General features: G+C 43.5%; 16 protein-coding genes. All 16 read right to left on the bottom strand.

The genetic code is table 11. The features are described from left to right. On the bottom strand, positions 1 to 1,470 hold the full coding sequence (gene rng / locus WR49_RS14600; protein WP_046224505.1) for a ribonuclease G: 1,470 nt from the start codon (positions 1,468 to 1,470) through the stop codon (positions 1 to 3). 20 nt (positions 1,471 to 1,490) lie between these two features. Then, complete coding sequence (locus WR49_RS14595) at positions 1,491 to 2,072, bottom strand: Maf family protein (protein ID WP_046224504.1); 582 nt, start codon at positions 2,070 to 2,072, stop codon at positions 1,491 to 1,493. A gap of 7 nt (positions 2,073 to 2,079) precedes the next feature. Next, entirely contained in the window at positions 2,080 to 2,568 is a 489-nt protein-coding gene (mreD, locus tag WR49_RS14590) for a rod shape-determining protein MreD (protein WP_046224503.1), read from the bottom strand. Then, the gene (gene mreC, locus WR49_RS14585; protein ID WP_046224502.1) at positions 2,558 to 3,445 is read right to left on the bottom strand and encodes a rod shape-determining protein MreC; all 888 of its coding nucleotides are present in this window, start codon (positions 3,443 to 3,445) and stop codon (positions 2,558 to 2,560) included. The genes mreD and mreC overlap by 11 nt, the downstream gene beginning before the upstream one ends. A gap of 94 nt (positions 3,446 to 3,539) precedes the next feature. Then, the gene (locus WR49_RS14580) at positions 3,540 to 4,583 is read right to left on the bottom strand and encodes a rod shape-determining protein (protein WP_017055947.1); all 1,044 of its coding nucleotides are present in this window, start codon (positions 4,581 to 4,583) and stop codon (positions 3,540 to 3,542) included. Between the two features lie 150 nt (positions 4,584 to 4,733). Beyond that, positions 4,734 to 8,909, bottom strand: coding sequence for a DUF6701 domain-containing protein (locus tag WR49_RS14575; RefSeq protein ID WP_046224501.1), 4,176 nt, complete (start codon positions 8,907 to 8,909; stop codon positions 4,734 to 4,736). A gap of 6 nt (positions 8,910 to 8,915) precedes the next feature. Continuing rightward, positions 8,916 to 9,344: a hypothetical protein gene (locus WR49_RS14570; protein WP_046224500.1), complete on the bottom strand. Its 429-nt coding sequence runs from the start codon at positions 9,342 to 9,344 to the stop codon at positions 8,916 to 8,918. Next, a complete protein-coding gene (locus WR49_RS14565; protein WP_046224499.1) occupies positions 9,334 to 10,074 on the bottom strand; it encodes a prepilin-type N-terminal cleavage/methylation domain-containing protein in 741 nt (246 codons plus the stop codon). The genes WR49_RS14570 and WR49_RS14565 overlap by 11 nt, the downstream gene beginning before the upstream one ends. After that, entirely contained in the window at positions 10,074 to 10,643 is a 570-nt protein-coding gene (locus WR49_RS14560) for a type IV pilus modification PilV family protein (protein ID WP_046224498.1), read from the bottom strand. The genes WR49_RS14565 and WR49_RS14560 overlap by 1 nt, the downstream gene beginning before the upstream one ends. Then, positions 10,640 to 11,158: a prepilin-type N-terminal cleavage/methylation domain-containing protein gene (locus WR49_RS14555; protein ID WP_046224497.1), complete on the bottom strand. Its 519-nt coding sequence runs from the start codon at positions 11,156 to 11,158 to the stop codon at positions 10,640 to 10,642. Before WR49_RS14555 ends, WR49_RS14560 begins: the two co-directional genes overlap by 4 nt. 146 nt (positions 11,159 to 11,304) lie before the next feature. Then, the gene (locus WR49_RS14550; RefSeq protein WP_046224496.1) at positions 11,305 to 11,772 is read right to left on the bottom strand and encodes a prepilin-type N-terminal cleavage/methylation domain-containing protein; all 468 of its coding nucleotides are present in this window, start codon (positions 11,770 to 11,772) and stop codon (positions 11,305 to 11,307) included. 35 nt (positions 11,773 to 11,807) lie between these two features. Continuing rightward, the gene (locus WR49_RS14545; protein WP_017055940.1) at positions 11,808 to 12,383 is read right to left on the bottom strand and encodes a prepilin-type N-terminal cleavage/methylation domain-containing protein; all 576 of its coding nucleotides are present in this window, start codon (positions 12,381 to 12,383) and stop codon (positions 11,808 to 11,810) included. A 79-nt stretch (positions 12,384 to 12,462) separates the two neighbouring features. Next, positions 12,463 to 12,918 (bottom strand): hypothetical protein, encoded by a 456-nt coding sequence (locus WR49_RS14540; protein WP_046224495.1) that lies wholly within the window; start codon positions 12,916 to 12,918, stop codon positions 12,463 to 12,465. 3 nt (positions 12,919 to 12,921) lie between these two features. After that, the gene (locus WR49_RS14535; protein WP_046224494.1) at positions 12,922 to 14,145 is read right to left on the bottom strand and encodes a type II secretion system F family protein; all 1,224 of its coding nucleotides are present in this window, start codon (positions 14,143 to 14,145) and stop codon (positions 12,922 to 12,924) included. Positions 14,146 to 14,157: 12 nt separating this feature from the next. Beyond that, positions 14,158 to 15,882, bottom strand: a complete 1,725-nt coding sequence (locus WR49_RS14530) for a GspE/PulE family protein (RefSeq protein ID WP_017055937.1) — start codon at positions 15,880 to 15,882, stop codon at positions 14,158 to 14,160. Continuing rightward, positions 15,872 to 17,029 (bottom strand): tetratricopeptide repeat protein, encoded by a 1,158-nt coding sequence (locus WR49_RS14525; protein ID WP_046224493.1) that lies wholly within the window; start codon positions 17,027 to 17,029, stop codon positions 15,872 to 15,874. The genes WR49_RS14530 and WR49_RS14525 overlap by 11 nt, the downstream gene beginning before the upstream one ends. Between the last annotated feature and the right edge of the window lies 1 nt (position 17,030).

Raw genomic sequence — 17,030 nt, 5'->3', positions numbered from 1 at the left:
TTACATCATAACCACATCAAACTGCTCTTGTATGTACAGAGGCTCAGCCTGGATTTTAACTTGCTTGCCAATAAAGACTTCAAGCTCCGCAAGCGCATGAGACTCTTCGCCTTCTAGCGCCTCAGCCACAGCTGCCGCTGCGTAGACCACAAACTTATCGGCGTCGTACGCACGATTCACTCGCGTGATCTCTCGAAGAATTTCATAGCAAACCGTTTCAACCGTTTTCACACTGCCGCGACCTTCACAGGCAAGGCAACTCGAACACAGAATATGCTCAATACTTTCACGAGTTCGTTTACGCGTCATCTCCACTAACCCAAGCTGTGTGAAGCCGTTAATATTGGTTTTCACACGATCTTTGTCCAGCGCCGCCTCCAAAGAAGTTAGTACTCGCTTACGGTGCTCTTCAGACAGCATATCGATAAAGTCGATAATGATAATGCCGCCTAAGTTACGCAGACGCAGCTGACGGGCAATCGCCTGTGTCGCTTCGACGTTAGTATTGAAGATCGTCTCTTCTAGATTACGACGACCAACAAACGCGCCAGTGTTGATATCAACAGTGGTCATCGCTTCAGTTTGGTCGATAATCAGATACCCACCAGACTTTAATTCGACTTTCCGATCCAAAGAGCGCTGAATCTCGTTCTCGGTATCGTACATATCAAAGATCGGCTTATCGCCTTCATACAACTCTAACTTGTCGGTCAGCTCTGGCACGTACTCAGAAGTGAATTCTTTTAGGTTTTCATATTCTAGACGAGAATCGACCTGGATCTTGCTCAGCTCAGTTCCTACAAAGTCACGCAAGATACGTTGACTTAAACAAAGCTCACCGTACAAACGAGTGCGTGCTTTGTGCTTACCACGACGCTCTAACACTTTTAGCCAAAGTCGCTTCAAGAACGCGGCATCTTGTGCAAGCTCATTAGAATCAGCACCTTCGGCTGCGGTACGGATGATAAAGCCACCGTGTTCGTCACAGTAACGAGATACCACTTTCTTAAGGCGATTACGTTCAGATTCGCTATCGATACGCTGAGAAACACCAACATGGCTAGCACCCGGCATAAAGACCAGATAACGAGATGGTAGAGTGATATCTGTCGTTAATCGGGCCCCTTTGGTACCTAGGGGATCTTTGACGACTTGAACCACAATATCTTGTCCTTGGCGAACAAGCTCTGATATATCACGAACTTGAAACTGTTTCTTTTCATTTTCAGCGACACATTCAGTATGCGGAACAATATCAGAGGCGTGTAAAAAAGCTGCTTTCTCAAGACCTATATCCACAAAAGCTGCCTGCATTCCTGGCAGAACACGACTGACACGTCCTTTATAGATATTTCCTACGATGCCGCGTCGAGCATCTCGTTCGACATGGATCTCCTGAAGAGTTCCCCCTTCAATCATGGCCACACGAGTTTCACTCGGGGTCACGTTCAGCAACAATTCAGCACTCATGGTGCACCTCAGATCAGTAATTATAAGAATTCTTGCAGTAGCTGGTCCGTTTCAAATAAAGGTAAGCCGACAACGGCGTAATAACTACCTTCGATTCGGGTAACAAAGCGTCCACCCAAACCTTGGATCCCATAGCTACCGGCTTTATCGCATGGCTCCCCTGTTTCCCAGTATTGTTCTATTTCTTTTTCACTGAGGGGTTTAAACCATACGTCGGTAATAACGATTTTTGTATTTTGTTGTGTAGCCGAGACAACAGAGACAGCCGTCATCACCTGATGGCGATGATTAGCTAATTGAGTAAGCATTCGCTTAGAATCAGAAAAATCCGCAGGCTTCTCGAGTACCTGCCCTTGACTGACGACTACGGTATCAGAACCTAGAACGACATGCTGCTTTTCAGAATCATTAACACCTAACAAAGACAAAGCAGCTAAAGCCTTATCCAATGATAGCCGCTTAACATATTCTTCGGCGGTTTCTTGGGCGTGTTTACACTCTTCCACATCAGTCACGAGAACAGAAAACTCATAACCAAGTTGAGATAGCAGCTCTTTGCGGCGCGGGGAACCAGATGCTAATACTAAAGACTTCTTTTCCATCGTCACGCTACCTTACATGCCAATGACGACGAACTCGTCTCATTAATAAAAACACCCAAGGCCAAAGTATACAGTTTATCAGTGCACTCCATAACGACAATGGATTGAATACGACATCTTGAATCAAATATTCACCAAAGAATATCAATACTTCAAATAACACCGTTAACGCTGCAATGATCATGGCTTGCTGCCACAATGCCATATTACGAATGACAAGGAAGTTAAGCGCAATTATGTACATCACAATTGCCATCATCATTCCTCTAATCCCTAGCGTAGAACCGATCAAGAGGTCCCACAATAAGCCAAGAATCAAAGCGCTACCCACGTTAACACGATGAGGCATAGCCAAAACCCAGTAACAGGTAACCAGTAATAACCAAGATGGCCTAAAAAGATCTAAGCTACCAGGCCAAGGGATAGTTTGCAGAATAAGTGCTATCAAAAATGAGCAGCCAATTACTATTTTACTTCTTAAAACACTATTGGCCATCTTCACCCTCTAACAATACTTGTTCAATGCTGGATTGCTCTGCTTTCATCTGTTTGTTTTCATCAGGCCATACAAGAAGCAAGTATCTGAGCTTATCAAACTCAACCACTGGCTCTGCTTTAATAACGGCAAACTCGCGTTTCGGGTCGTAGTCAACCGAAGAAACATGAGCCACTGGATACCCTTCAGGATAAACCCCACCCAAACCAGACGTCACTAATAGATCTTCTTGTTGGATATCGGTGCTGGTTGGAATGTGTTCTAGCTGGATCTCATCCATCATGCCATTACCCGAAGCGATCACCCGAATATCGTTTCGAATAACTTGCACAGGAATTGCGTTGTTTGCATCAATAAGCAGTAGAACACGGCTATTGTGAGCAGCAACAAACGTCACTTGGCCGACAATGCCTTTCTCGTTAATCACCGGCTGCCCTTCATACACCCCATCAATCTGACCTTTGTCGATCACGACTTGATAACGGTATGGTGAAGTGTCGACTGCCATCACTTCTGTGACAACTTTCTTCTCATCACGGATAAACGGCGATCCTAACAGTTTACGAAGGCGCTTATTTTCTTCTTGATATTGGTCAAGCAGAATCAGCTCACTCTTCAACCGTAAGACTTCTCGTTTAATATTATGGTTAGATTCGACTAGCACTTTACGGGTACTAAAACGGTCGTATACACCATCGAACATAGTGCGAGGTAAGTTAGCTGCATACTGAATAGGGGCAACCACGCTGTTTAATAGATAGCGAACATTTGAGAAAGCATCTAAACGACTATCAGCCAGCATAAGGCTGGCTGATAAAGTTACAGCAAAAAACAGGCGCAATTGTAGAGAGGGACCTCTACCAAAAATTGGCTTCATTCTATATTTGGTCCTAGAGCTACATTTGATCCTATAGACAAGGTCCTAGGCTCTTCACATAAAACTAGATAAGAAAAGAGCCTAACACTAAATATTATTCTTCGCTGAACAGGTCACCACCGTGCATGTCGATCATCTCTAAGGCTTTACCGCCACCTAGAGCAACACACGTTAATGGCTCTTCTGCAACAACAACAGGGATGCCGGTTTCTTCAGTTAACAAACGGTCTAGATCTTTTAGTAATGCACCACCGCCAGTCAATACCATACCGTTTTCTGAGATATCAGAAGCCAGTTCAGGTGGACACTGTTCAAGTGCAACCATTACTGCAGAAACAATGCCAGATAGAGGCTCTTGAAGTGCTTCAAGAATTTCGTTTGAGTTTAGGCTAAAGCTACGAGGCACACCTTCAGCAAGGTTGCGACCACGAACTTCGATCTCTTCCACTTCATCGCCAGGGTAAGCTGAACCGATTTCGTGTTTGATCTTCTCTGCTGTCGCTTCACCGATCAAGCTGCCGTAGTTACGGCGAACATAGTTGATGATAGCTTCATCAAAACGGTCACCACCGATACGAACAGATGATGAGTAAACCACGCCATTGAGTGAGATAACGGCAACTTCAGTTGTACCACCACCGATATCAACCACCATAGAACCCGTTGGTTCAGATACGCGCAGGCCAGCACCAATCGCAGCAGCCATAGGCTCATCGATAAGGTAAACCTCACGAGCACCAGCACCTAGCGCCGATTCACGGATAGCACGGCGCTCAACTTGCGTTGAACCACAAGGAACACAAACCAAAACACGAGGGCTTGGTTTAAGAACACTGTTATCGTGCACTTGTTTGATGAAGTGCTGAAGCATTTTTTCCGTTACGTAAAAGTCAGCAATCACACCGTCTTTCATTGGACGGATCGCTGAGATGTTACCAGGCGTACGACCAAGCATTTGCTTAGCTGCGTGACCAACAGCAGCAACACTTTTTGCCGATCCCGTGCGATCTTGACGAATAGCGACAACTGAAGGCTCATCAAGAACAATGCCTTGGCCTTTTACATATATAAGGGTATTGGCGGTACCTAAATCAATCGATAGGTCGTTTGAAAACATGCCACGAAGTTTTTTAAACATATTCTTCGCTCATCCTGCAAGAATTAGAAGACAAAAATTGCACTAAATGTACCAATGCCTTGCTGTCACGGCAAGGCATTGAAGTATAAACATGGACTGAAACCCGCAATTTCTTACAGATTCCTAACTTAAGAGGCAAAAATTATATTATTACTGACCTGTTAAACCACTTTCACCTCGGTAGATCACACGATCGTTACCGCGGTAGATACCAAATGTGACGACGGTGGAGGGATCTTCATCACCTAGCTGGCGCCAGTTGTAGCGCAACCATGGTTGATCTTGATCACTGCCACTACATGAGATGTTATTTCCACCATCACTCTCAGGCTCAGAATCATCCATTCTTAGCCACAGACGGACTTGCTCACGCGGCGAATCTGTACCTGTTGGTGTATTTTGATTCGCGGTGACTTTTTTCTCACCATCATCGACACTGCCACTGCCGTTAAGTGAAGCCAATGTGGTTGTCGCTCCCTCACTGTGCCAAATAACTTGCTTACAGACATTTGCACCATTGAAGGTACTGCGGTCATCATCTTCATTCACAACGAATTCATTACCATCCCAGAACTCAGATCGCAGTGGAATCGTTAAAGTTGTATCGGAATTGCCACCAATATCATCTAGCGCCATTCGACCATATCGAGCTGGGGGCTGAACCAGAAACTCTACAGAGTCTGTCAAAGTATCTGAATCAGTAAATGACACAGGGTCAACACCGTCTACCGTCAAACCGAAATGGGTAACAGTAGAATTAGCATCCGATGTATTAAAAGGATTATCCTTGCGGCTAACACTATCAGAATCCGTAACTCGCTCAAGAACAGCGGCACTATCGTTCAACAACCAATGCTTGCGATCAGTAGACCAAGTACCAGATCCAGTATCCAGCAAGAATCTATTATCGACAGCTGTATCATCTAGAACACCAAATTCTGCCTGTAAGTCTGGATGGAAGAAACGATAATTGTTAAGCACGTTGTCAACACTGCTTTCACCTGATGCCATTGGGTACACTTGATGAACTGCAGAATCATAAGGTTGGTCTAAGTATGCAATATCACTTTGATTTGCAACATTCCACTCAGGAGTATCTTGGACAAAGAATTTAGGGTAAAAACGCCCTATCGATTTACTACCAGAAAAGCCACTTAAAATTGAACCATAAAAACTACCGGCCTCTGTCGCAATAAAGTTAAAGCTACCCACTTCTGAGTATTTTAAACTCTCGAATTTATAGCCTTTATTAGTCTGATCATTCGGGGAAATTTGCTTAGTTAGTTGAACCTCAGGGGTTAAATCCCCTAACTCAGCGTCTGGGTAATCCGCAGTTGAAGGTGTCTCTAAAGTCGTTGTCACTTGCACGCTTGCTGTCGACTTAAAGTAATTATTCGTCAATAAGTTATCATCAGTACAAACATCAGATGAGTTGGTATGCTTGATTGGACGAGCGTAGACATCAAACGCCTCACCAGCGGCAACAAATGCAGCACCACCAATGCTATCACCATCAGAGTTATTATCAGTACAAATTGCAAATTTCCAAGGTCTGACATAAACATCGACGTTCCCTTCTAATGCATCCCAACTTTCACCATCATTATCTTCACAGTCATATCCCGCTGGGCATTCAAAAGTTGGGTCTGAAAGTTTGAAGCTAACTTTCCCCGACTCACTATAAACAATGGAGCCTGTCGATTGAGCTGAGCTATCAAATTCAAAAGTTACGGAAGTATCACTCCAATCACTCTTACTCTTTACCAATAAATTCCCATCAACAGCTCCCTGATCAGGTGTAGGGATAACCAATGAAAAGTCTGAGACATTGAGGTTTTTATCTCCTTGGTAACCAGAAACTAATGTTGCTTCATCATCTTTGCAAGCCAAGACTTTCAAATCAAAGGTCGCAGTTTGATCGGCTACAGCATACACATCACTTGCTTTAAATTTGTACAGCGATACTAAAAAGTCACCTGAGTCATTTTGATTTGAGTCTGACGCCAATTCAGCCTCAATTTTATAAGTACCAATTGAGGTCGCGTCCAAGCCAAGCGTTAATATTCCCGATGAATTTGTCGAATAAGAATTACCACCGTTATAGCGCCCTTCAATAACACTCTCAAAAGTCATACCAGTAGGTATCGTAATATAAACCTCAACTTGCTCCGTGACTGGATTCCCTTGAGAGTCAGTCACAGTTACTGTGACCTGTGGAGTTTCACACAACAAAGAGAAATCTTTATTAGGCGTCAAAGTCAATTGGTAATTTGATGGTTGCACAGAGCAAAACTGACCATCATCAATAATTTTACCATCAGGTTCCAATATTATATTTTTAGCCGTGACTCTCCCATAAACAACCCCATTACCACCAGATACAAAGACCTTATCTCGACTAAAGATTAACGCGTTCAAACTCCTTGTTACGTAGACGAGCGCATTACTACCATTATAGTTTTCTGCCCATATAGATAGCTTAAAGTCACTATGAATCACTTCACCACCACCGGACAACTCAAAACTATTCACATAGATTTTAGTATTTTGAGACAATACTAATTTACTGCCACCACCAATAATTAAGTGCTCGATATAATAAGTATCACCTGTCAAGGTCAGCGTGCCTGAACCTCCAGCAGACACCGTATTATACTTACCACTAGGCAGAGCTACTTCTTGCCAACCTGCATCCACATTTTGACCTGTTGGTAAATCTAAATCGACAATATTAGGCTCAGTTATATATAGCGATGAGTTCTCTACACACTCCTTGCCATCACATTGTGTCTTTGGGTTTACGGTTGGGTTTGTCGGGTCAACCCAAATACCTACTTGCCCGCTAGATTGATAAGTACCTTTAATTTGGATAGAGGCCGTATTGGAGGTCCACTTTAAGCTACTATTCCCCCCCCAAGATTGAACCACATGTGGGGTAACGTCACATATATCTAATGGTATATCTTCAAGCTCAAAAGCAAAGTAACCCACTTCCTCAGGAAGATGAGTACGGTCTCTAAAGTCTTCATCAACAACAAAACTCACTTGGTTACTATTGACATTACATCTACGTAACCAACCACCATGCCCGCCAACTCTCTCTTGTTTGTTGGCGATGATCCCATCAATATTAGTTAGAGAGCTCGTTGCGTATTTATCTTCACAACCATCTAGCATTGGGTCATTACCGTTTTGACTTGGTGTATCATAACCCCGAGCAAACTGAACCTTGTAGCCATCAACCTCAAGAATTGAGCCACTTGTGGAGTTTGTTGCGATAAAACCCACCCGTTCCTCTTGGTAATTATTATCAACTCTTGACGCCGATAACTCTAAAAACAGCCTTGCTTCATTATTGTCATTCCCCCCAAGAAGTTTACCGGATGTCACCCATCTATCACCATTGTTCCTTGTTTGAAGTTGATGGATAACAACTGGGGAATTAAGGGCTTGTAGGGCTCCAAATGTAGAATATGCAACGGACTCAGCATTACCATTTGTACCATTTTTTGATTTGTATCTATTTGTATCCAAGTAACCAGCAATAACTTCATGACCACTAAAATCAGCAACACCGGGTTCAATAGCAAGATAGCTAACCTCTGTCATTGGTTGACTAGTTAAATCGGAGCCACCTCCATTCTTTGGAGCTTTAATTTGCTCAATCGTTGCTTCCGTTTTCGTAACATTAGTCACAACTAACGTTGCAGGAGCATCTGAGTCCGGGTTAGCTGGATCGATAGTTGGCATTACAAACACAAGTGGCGTATTCGTAAAAGGTTTATTCAGCGGAATCTTACATTCTGAGCCATTACATTGCATGACACCAAATTGAAATTGAGCGTCTCTTGAATAAATAGGTGGAGGATTAGTATCTGAACTATCACATTCTAAATTTGAAGAATTTCCGCTATTTATATTTACGCTTTGAGGGTGAATACCTTTAAAGTCTGCTTTGTAATTGCCTAAAAAAGTAAAACCCTGTCCATCATCAACATAGTAATCCGCAGTTCCTGCCTCCCCCCTAATCCCCGGTTGATAAATAATTTCTACATTATAGTCCCCCCCAACAGTCATGTATTTCGGATCTCTAATAAAAGGAGTCTCACCAACTGTTGGTTCGTTAATATCGTTAGTCCAGATTGTATACTCTGTATTATTACGCCCAGGCTCTTTTTCTGCAGTAACGGACTCAAGCAGTCGAGCAGAGGTTATCTCAAATGATATTTTAAATTCATTGCTAGGGTTTACATTACAAGTCGATGCCGAAACGAATAAAGGAAATAGGAGAAAACAGGTCATTAAAATATACTTACATACTTCCATTATTAATTACTCCCTCACCCAAACTTCTTGAATACGCTGTACTTGGTTGATACCTGAACCACAAATGGCTGTTGATTCAATCTTGAAAAAACCAACATCATCTAAAACACCAATTTGACTGCAGGTTAATTGGTCTACGGTACAGATGGTCGACATACCACTACTCACTTGATTGGCATTTAAGGTGCTACATACAGTACTCACACTGGTGGAAACCGCTGGCGATACTGTCAAAGGGTAGACTTGAGTAAGTGCCCACTCATTAGCAGAATGCGCGAGTAACCAAGCTTGTGTGCCAAGCTGTTTACGCGTCAAGGTATCGTGATTTGACCACTGCACTTGCACTAAAGAAGTCGCAAGAAAGCCCATCACCACAATAACAAATATGGCGACGACTAAAACACTGCCTTGTTGAGATGATTTTCTATGGCGCATTGAGTACCTGCACATCTTGTTGGTAAACGCTTACTTCACTGTTTTGCTCAAGCACGAGGTCGATATGAATCACACCACCACGCTGCAAACTTGGTTCTTCGTAGTGGAAGTTACTTTTAGCATAATTGATACTGTCTGCAACGGTAATTCCATTACGTTGAATTAGGCCTTGATTCTGAACAGTATCATTCACTAAACAGTAACTCACCGCATCACTACCATCATAAATATAATGTCGTTGAGCAATAGACTGACTACTTAAGTTAACGGAAGGTGCGGTAAATACATTGGCTGTTGAAACCAAGCCCGACACAGGAATCCGCTTAGTTGAACCAGCCACCAACTCCGAGTACGCGGTTGGGTTAATAATAAGAAAATCATTTACATCGAGTATTGGGGAGTCTTGGCCGATAATAAAATTCAGTTCATCTGTCGCTTCATCAAGGTGATAAAAGCCTGAGTATTTAATAGCGTAAAAAGTAAGACATTTTTGGTCATAAGCCGATGCAGGAGTATAGTCCGAATCAAAACTATTGGGGACCGCGTGGCTGATTTCTCGCGACATCTTTTCGACAACAAACTGTCCTTTAACTTGTACCTTCTGCCGGTCAATAGTCTCAACATACCCTTTCATGCCGTATTCAACAAAACCAGCGATAGCCAACCCAATCACACCAACAACCACGATCGTCACAATCATTTCAATTAGGGTAAAACCACGTTGCTTCATTAGTAATTCCCCTTATAAGCAACCAAGCTATAGCGGTTGTTACCACCAAAGATCTGTAACTCAACGCGTTTCATTGTGCCAATAGATTCATCATCAATTCCATCCATGTTTTGATCATAAAACACCGAAACCTCAACACGAAAATTGGCATAACTGTCTTTGATATTTTCATCTAGGATATTAGCGAGAGGATACTTAGGTGATGAAACACACGCAGACTCGGTGGTATCTGTGTACCAACAACCGATATAGTCATCGACATCAGTAAAATCTGCAGGCGTTGCCTCTGCTCCATCCGTCCCTAGTTCATTTGGATTCGAACAGGTCACCTCTCCAGCATCACCACAACGAATCAGACCGCCCTCAAAATCGCTATTTTCATCAAAGCCACGAGCTAAAATTTGGTTCATCAAACTCTGACCTAAAGCCACTGAGCGGTTTTGATATTGTGGGTCTGCTGAACTTGCCACTTGTGGTGCTAAAAAACTGGTAATCGTGACCATCGCAATACCCAAAACGATAATCACAACAATACTTTCAATCAGAGTAAAACCACGTGAGCGAATCATAGGCACGCCCCTTCACGTACATAACCTTGAGAGTTAATACAAACATTGGCTTGGCTTTGCCCTGCGGTAATCAAAATGCTCATGCCACGACTTGCAGTATCAAGTGGGTTACCGAGCAGATCAAACGTAATGTGTGACACTGAAGGTGTAGTACTGAACGAGACTTGATCAGCTACAACTGCATCACTTCGGGCATTAGAATCACTGGCACTGCAACCGCTTGAGCTACCAATACAACGAGCATTGATCGTTATGCGGCTCCGCAGGCAAAGTTTTTGAAGCTTAGGGCGGCTCGCGTCATTACAGTAACTGTATAAGTTGGGAATGTTTGTCTGAATTCGATTTACTTGAACCTGACGAATCACCGAGATAATTTGCTCTTGTGCTGTAAAAGCTGAAAAGCTAGAAGTACCAATGAAGCGGCTCGCGGCAAAAGTGGAAACAATACCGAGGATAATGATAACAATGATCAGCTCTACCAGAGTAAAACCTTTGGATGTGGGGCTGCTATCCATAATGAGCCTCTAACTGCCTAGCGAATACTGATTATACAAGATAACGAAGCTTACGATGTTATGTATATGAATCGTTTTGATATTTATGTGTTGTAGATAGAAAAAAGGCCAGCAGGTGCTGGCCTTTTTCACTTAAAAGCTAAAGGTTACTCACACGCGCCATTTACCGCATCATCACCAGTAGGGCTTACAACTCGGGCTGTAGCTTGTGCTGCTGATGTTGCAGCTGTATAGCGTACACATTGAGCTGTGTAACCTTCAAAACCATAGTCAACTGTAGCGCCAGCACTAACAGAACCGTCAGCAAGATATACAAAACCATCAACATCAATAGCTGCTGCAATACCTTCAGAAGTAGCTGTTGGATACCCCCAAATAGTTTGAACACCTTCAACGTCTACAGTTGTACCTGAAGTTTCTTCACCTTCAATGGCAGCTTTACCAAATACAATGCCCGAAGCACCATTCATTGCTCCAGCTAAACCTTGTAGCGCAGATTCTTTCGCATCATCTTGCAGGTTTAGGAAACGTGGTGCCGCTGTTACAGCCAGAATACCTAGAATAACAATTACAACCACTAGTTCGATTAGGGTGAAACCGCCTTGTCTTTTCATAGTTTAGCTCTCTCTATGTTTAATTTTACGCAGACTTACTGCAAAGTTACGGTCACACGACCAGTTTTAATTTCGTAAACAAATTGGTGCTCGGTATTACCTTCTAATTGAATGTAAGTACAGGTTGCATCACCAGAATTCGCTTGCGCTGAATATTTGTAATTTGAATCGTCATCAATTTCATCAACCGTGCCAACTTCTGGCGGATTCTGCAACAAGTTTCTCATCAATTCAGCACAAGTTTCAGAAGAAATATCTCCAGGTGCGACTGAAGAATCGCTATTCAAAGTCCATGGGTAGCCGTCTCGAAAATCAGTATCTTCATTGCTACTGTTCTTTGATCTTGTTAACCAAAAATCAACACCATCATAATCTACAGTATTGTATGTTTCAGCGCCGATCTTCTCTGAGGGTCTTGCTTCGGCTTCCCATTGCGCTCTTGCTGATAACACTGCGGTTGCAAAACCACCCGCAACGCCCTCAATACTTGATTTTTTAGCCTCATCAGTCACATCTAAGAAGCGAGGTAAAGCAGCCACTGCCAATAAACCAACAACGACAATTACGACAACTAATTCGACAAGGGAGAAACCCTTTTGATTTTTAAGCATTTTCTACCTACCCATCTAATCACTAACGCGCATTATACATTTGCACACGTATAAAACCATAAAAACAGTGTCAATATATTCACAAAGCCAAAATATTGGCTTTAACACTAAACCGTTCTTTTTTAAGCAATATATCTATCTGATACTGTTCACTATAATGATAACGACAATGAAACTGTATGTTATCACTTTTATCCTCAATACTTGGAGAGCTTAGCCCTAAAATGCTCTCTTGGGGATATAATTGACTCAACCAATAACGGCAATCTCGCGACTCGCCTTGAATCGGCATAAGCCATCCCGTCTGACTATAAGCCTTTGATTGTTCGGAGCTGTTTTTTTGCTTATTTCCCTTCAACAGATACTGTTGTTTGTACAAATTTGCTTGCTCTACAATTCGTTTACTCGCCACGATCAATGCAGTGTTGGCCGCTTCTTCTTCCACCGTTTCCCACGCAGAGAGCAATCCTACAATCAGAAAAAGAATAACCACACTCCAGACAGCAAAACGTGAGCGCTGTAGGTTATTTATCATTGATTAGCCTTTGATTGCATCCAACATTCCCCACATTGGTAGGAAGATACCCAGAGCTAAAACCAACACCATACCGGCAACGATGACCAACAAAATTGGTTCGATTCGAGCGGTTAATGTTTTTAAGTCATAATCGACTTCTCGATCATAGTAATCGGACACTTCAAGCAACAACTCATCGATACGACCGGTTTCTTCACCCACTGAAATCATTTGTATCACCAAAGGTGTAAAAATCTCACTATTAATCGCAGTAGACGAGACCGTGCTACCCGCCTCTATGGCCGATTTCATGGCTTGAACTCGAAGCTCAAGGAAACGGTTATCTAAAGCTTCCGCCGACAAAGCTAACGATTGGTTTAGTGGTACACCTGCTTTGAGCATCAATGCAAAGGTACGTGAAAATCGCGACAGCAATGCTCGATTAACTACACCGCCGATTACCGGTATTCTTAGGCGCATTTTGTCCCACTTCTCTAGCCCTTTATCTGTCTTAACCCAGGCTTTAAAAGCAAAGATAAGACCAAAGATCACGCCGAGCATTAGGCCCCAGTAATTGACAAAAAACTCCGACATACCAATCAAGATACGAGTAGGTAGCGGAAGATCGACCCCGAAACGGGCGAACATACTAGAGAACTGTGGAATAACTTTGATGTTAAGAATGAACATTGCGATCAAGATAAAGCTGATCACGAAGGTTGGATAACGCATCGCGGTCTTGATTCGCTTACGAGTCTCTACCTCTTGTTCATAATACCCAGCGAGTTGTAACAGAGCCTGATCTAAACGACCCGTGTTTTCACCAACACCAATCATCGATACAAACAATGGACTGAATACCTTGGGGTGCATCTGCATCGACGCCGCTAATCCACGACCATTGGTGAGCTCAGCGACGACTTCCTCTAGCGCTGCTTTCAACTGTTTATTTTCGCAATTTTGGGTCAAACCTTTCATCGACCTTAATAGTGGTACACCGGCTTTCGTCAGGCTGTATAACTGTCGACAGAACAGAACCAACACCTCAAGAGGGACATTGGGCGAAAACAGGCTAGATACATCCATATCCAATACAGAGCCGCCACTTTTACCTAGCTTGATAGAGGTTGGAATGATCCCTTTGTTCATCAAGCTTTCAGCAGCAAGATCTTCGTTATTCGCATCTAATTGCCCACTTACTTGGCTCCCATCAGAGCTGCGACCTACATAACGATACGTTGGCATATCATTCTACCCCTACAGATAAATTGGGTCAGTGGCACCGGACGCATCACCCTCGCCAAGATGCATTATCTCATCAAGACTCACCACACCTTGCAGAGCCAGCTCCATAGCTGAAGCCAATAATGGTTTGTAATTTTTGGACTGTCTTGCAGTTTGAGCAAAACCAACCGCATCATTGGCTCTAAGGGCATCCATCATATTCTGTTCTAGCTCTAACATTTCAAAGACACCAATACGCCCACGGTACCCCGTTAGGTTACAGTTTTGACAGCCACGCCCTTTCATAAATGGCACACCCACTTGATTCGGAAAGCGTACGCTTAGCCATTGCTTGCGAGGTTCATCTAATTCATCCTCAACCTGACAATCGGTGCACACTTTACGAACCAATCGCTGAGCGACCACGGCTCGAACCGCACTCGCCACTAGGTAACCCGGCGCTCCCATATCCATCATGCGCAGCGCACTGTCTACGGCATCATTAGTATGCAGCGTACTTAAGACTAAGTGACCTGTTAATGCGGCCCTTAAACCAATCTCAACGGTTTCATGGTCACGCATCTCACCAATAAGAATGATGTCTGGGTCCTGACGCAAAAAAGTTCTCAAAACAGTTGAGAAATCGAGGTTAATTTTAGGGTTTACCTGAACTTGGTTTACACGAGGAAGACGATACTCTACCGGATCTTCTGCGGTAATGATCTTTTTACCCGGTTCATTCAATTCACTTAACGCACCGTATAAGGTCGTCGTTTTACCTGAGCCAGTTGGCCCGGTCACTAAAATCATGCCATGAGGACGACGTAGTTGATGACGAAGGCGAACCAGTAGATCACTTGGTATGCCTGATGCTTCTAATTTACGCAAACCTGCAGATTGATTAAGCAGACGCATCACCACCGATTCACCATGTTGAACTGGCATAGTCGACATACGAATATCAACAGATTGACCTTTCGCGCGAATATTAAAGCGGCCGTCTTGAGGAAGACGTTTCTCTGAGATATCGAGGTTTGCCATCAGTTTTAAACGCAGTACCAGTGCAGAACCGATATTGACTTCGTTTAATAAAGTTTCATGCAATACACCGTCGATACGTTGACGAAGACGTAGGACGTTAGAATCGGGTTCGATATGGATATCTGACGCGCCCACTTGGATTGCATCTTCAAATAACGAATTAATTAACTTAACGACGGTGACTTCGTCGCTGTCCTCTTCGGCTATATCAAAATCGAAGGCATCATGGACTTGGTGTTCAGCATCAAGCTGCTCGGCGAAAGACGCGATCTCTTTGGTTCTTCGATAATAACGGTCAAAACCATCAACCAGTTGCCTTTCAGGAGCGACAACAAACTCTAAAGCGTAATCACCTAACTGGCCAAGCAGTGACTCTTGTGCAAATAGATCCGCAGGATCACTCATTGCAATACGTAACGTATCGCCTTGGCGCCCAATAACTAATGCTCGAAGGCGGCGAGCATGCACTTCGGGTAAAAGCTGAACCGCTTCTACATCGATATTTGCACGGCTAAGATCAATAAGAGGAATGGCAAGCTGTTGCGACAAAAAGCTCAGCATCTGTTGCTCAGACAAAAAACCAAGTTCAATAAGTGTATCGCCAAGCTTGCGACCAGTACTTTTCTGAGCGACAAGGGCTTGTGCAACTTGATCTTCGGTAATAATGCCTTCTTCTACGAGCAAATCACCAAGCCTTTTTCTTAATCTAATTTGCATCGTCGTTCTCCTCTAAGGCATCGATTATTTTTAATCTGTCGCGGACAAAGTTTTGCGATTGAGATGAGATTCCGACTCTGGTTAAGGCACCTTGATATGATTGTTTTGCAGCGGTCAAATCTAGTTGACGCTCTTGCTGGATGGCTAAACCTAGCCACCAGCGAGCATTATCCGAATTAATCTCAACCAACTTTTGATAACTCTCTAATGCAATCTCTTCTTGTTGAGATTTTTGACTCAATGCCGCACGCATTGCTAAATAATCTTGGGTAGGGTTCGGCGGCAGATGGACTAATGGGCTCAATGCGGCTTCAGCTTGATTCGCTTTAACTAACAATTTAGATAAACCTAAGCGTAATTTTTCGCTGTTAGTATTAAGCTTAATACCCGACTGGAAAAGTTCGTAGGCTTTACGAGTATCGCCTTTACCAAAATAGAGAATAGCGAGTTTCTGGCGAACATCCTCATTTTGAGGAGTATAACGCAGCGCCTCGGCATAACCTTTCAAGGCACCAGTAAGATCGTTTGCATCCAAGGCTTTTTGAGCGCGCCCTTGTGCATTGTGTGATAATTGTTCATGCGTCAGATTCACTTGTTCAATCAGCATGCCACTATTTTCGGATCCATCAGAACCTTCGTGCTCACTAGGGATAGACGTCGAGTTGTTTTTTGCCACACTCGCAACATACACCGGCTTGGGAATTGCTGGCTTATTTGCTTTTGACGCATTCAAAGGTTTAAGTGCCGTTTGTCGCTGTGTTGCTTGATGAGTATCTGCCACATCAAATGAAACAGCCTTAGCTTGAACACTATTTACCGTCGCTGCCTTTTCTACAGAATGGTTAACTAATTCTAGCGTCACCAACTTTTTGGTGGGAGATAATATCGCTTGAGTAGCCACATTCTGTACGTCTACCGAGCTATCAGAAAGCGCCACTTGGATTTGTGAATCTCGAGTCGATATTGACCTGTCGACGCTAGGGCCTTGCGAGATAGCCCAACCGCCCATCGCTAAACTGAGAGTAAAACCCGCGGCTATCCACACCAAAGGGGAGCGCGAGCGGACTTTAGGTACCACGGCCGCTTCAATCGAAGTTGTTGATTTCTTCTTTGCCAATTCAGACAAGGCGTTGTTAATGACGCTCATA

This window comes from Vibrio sp. ECSMB14106 (assembly GCF_000972265.1).
In the GTDB taxonomy this organism is placed as follows: domain Bacteria; phylum Pseudomonadota; class Gammaproteobacteria; order Enterobacterales; family Vibrionaceae; genus Vibrio; species Vibrio kanaloae.
Note: the sequence above shows the minus strand (reverse complement) of the source record. Positions and strands in the feature narration are given on the sequence as shown.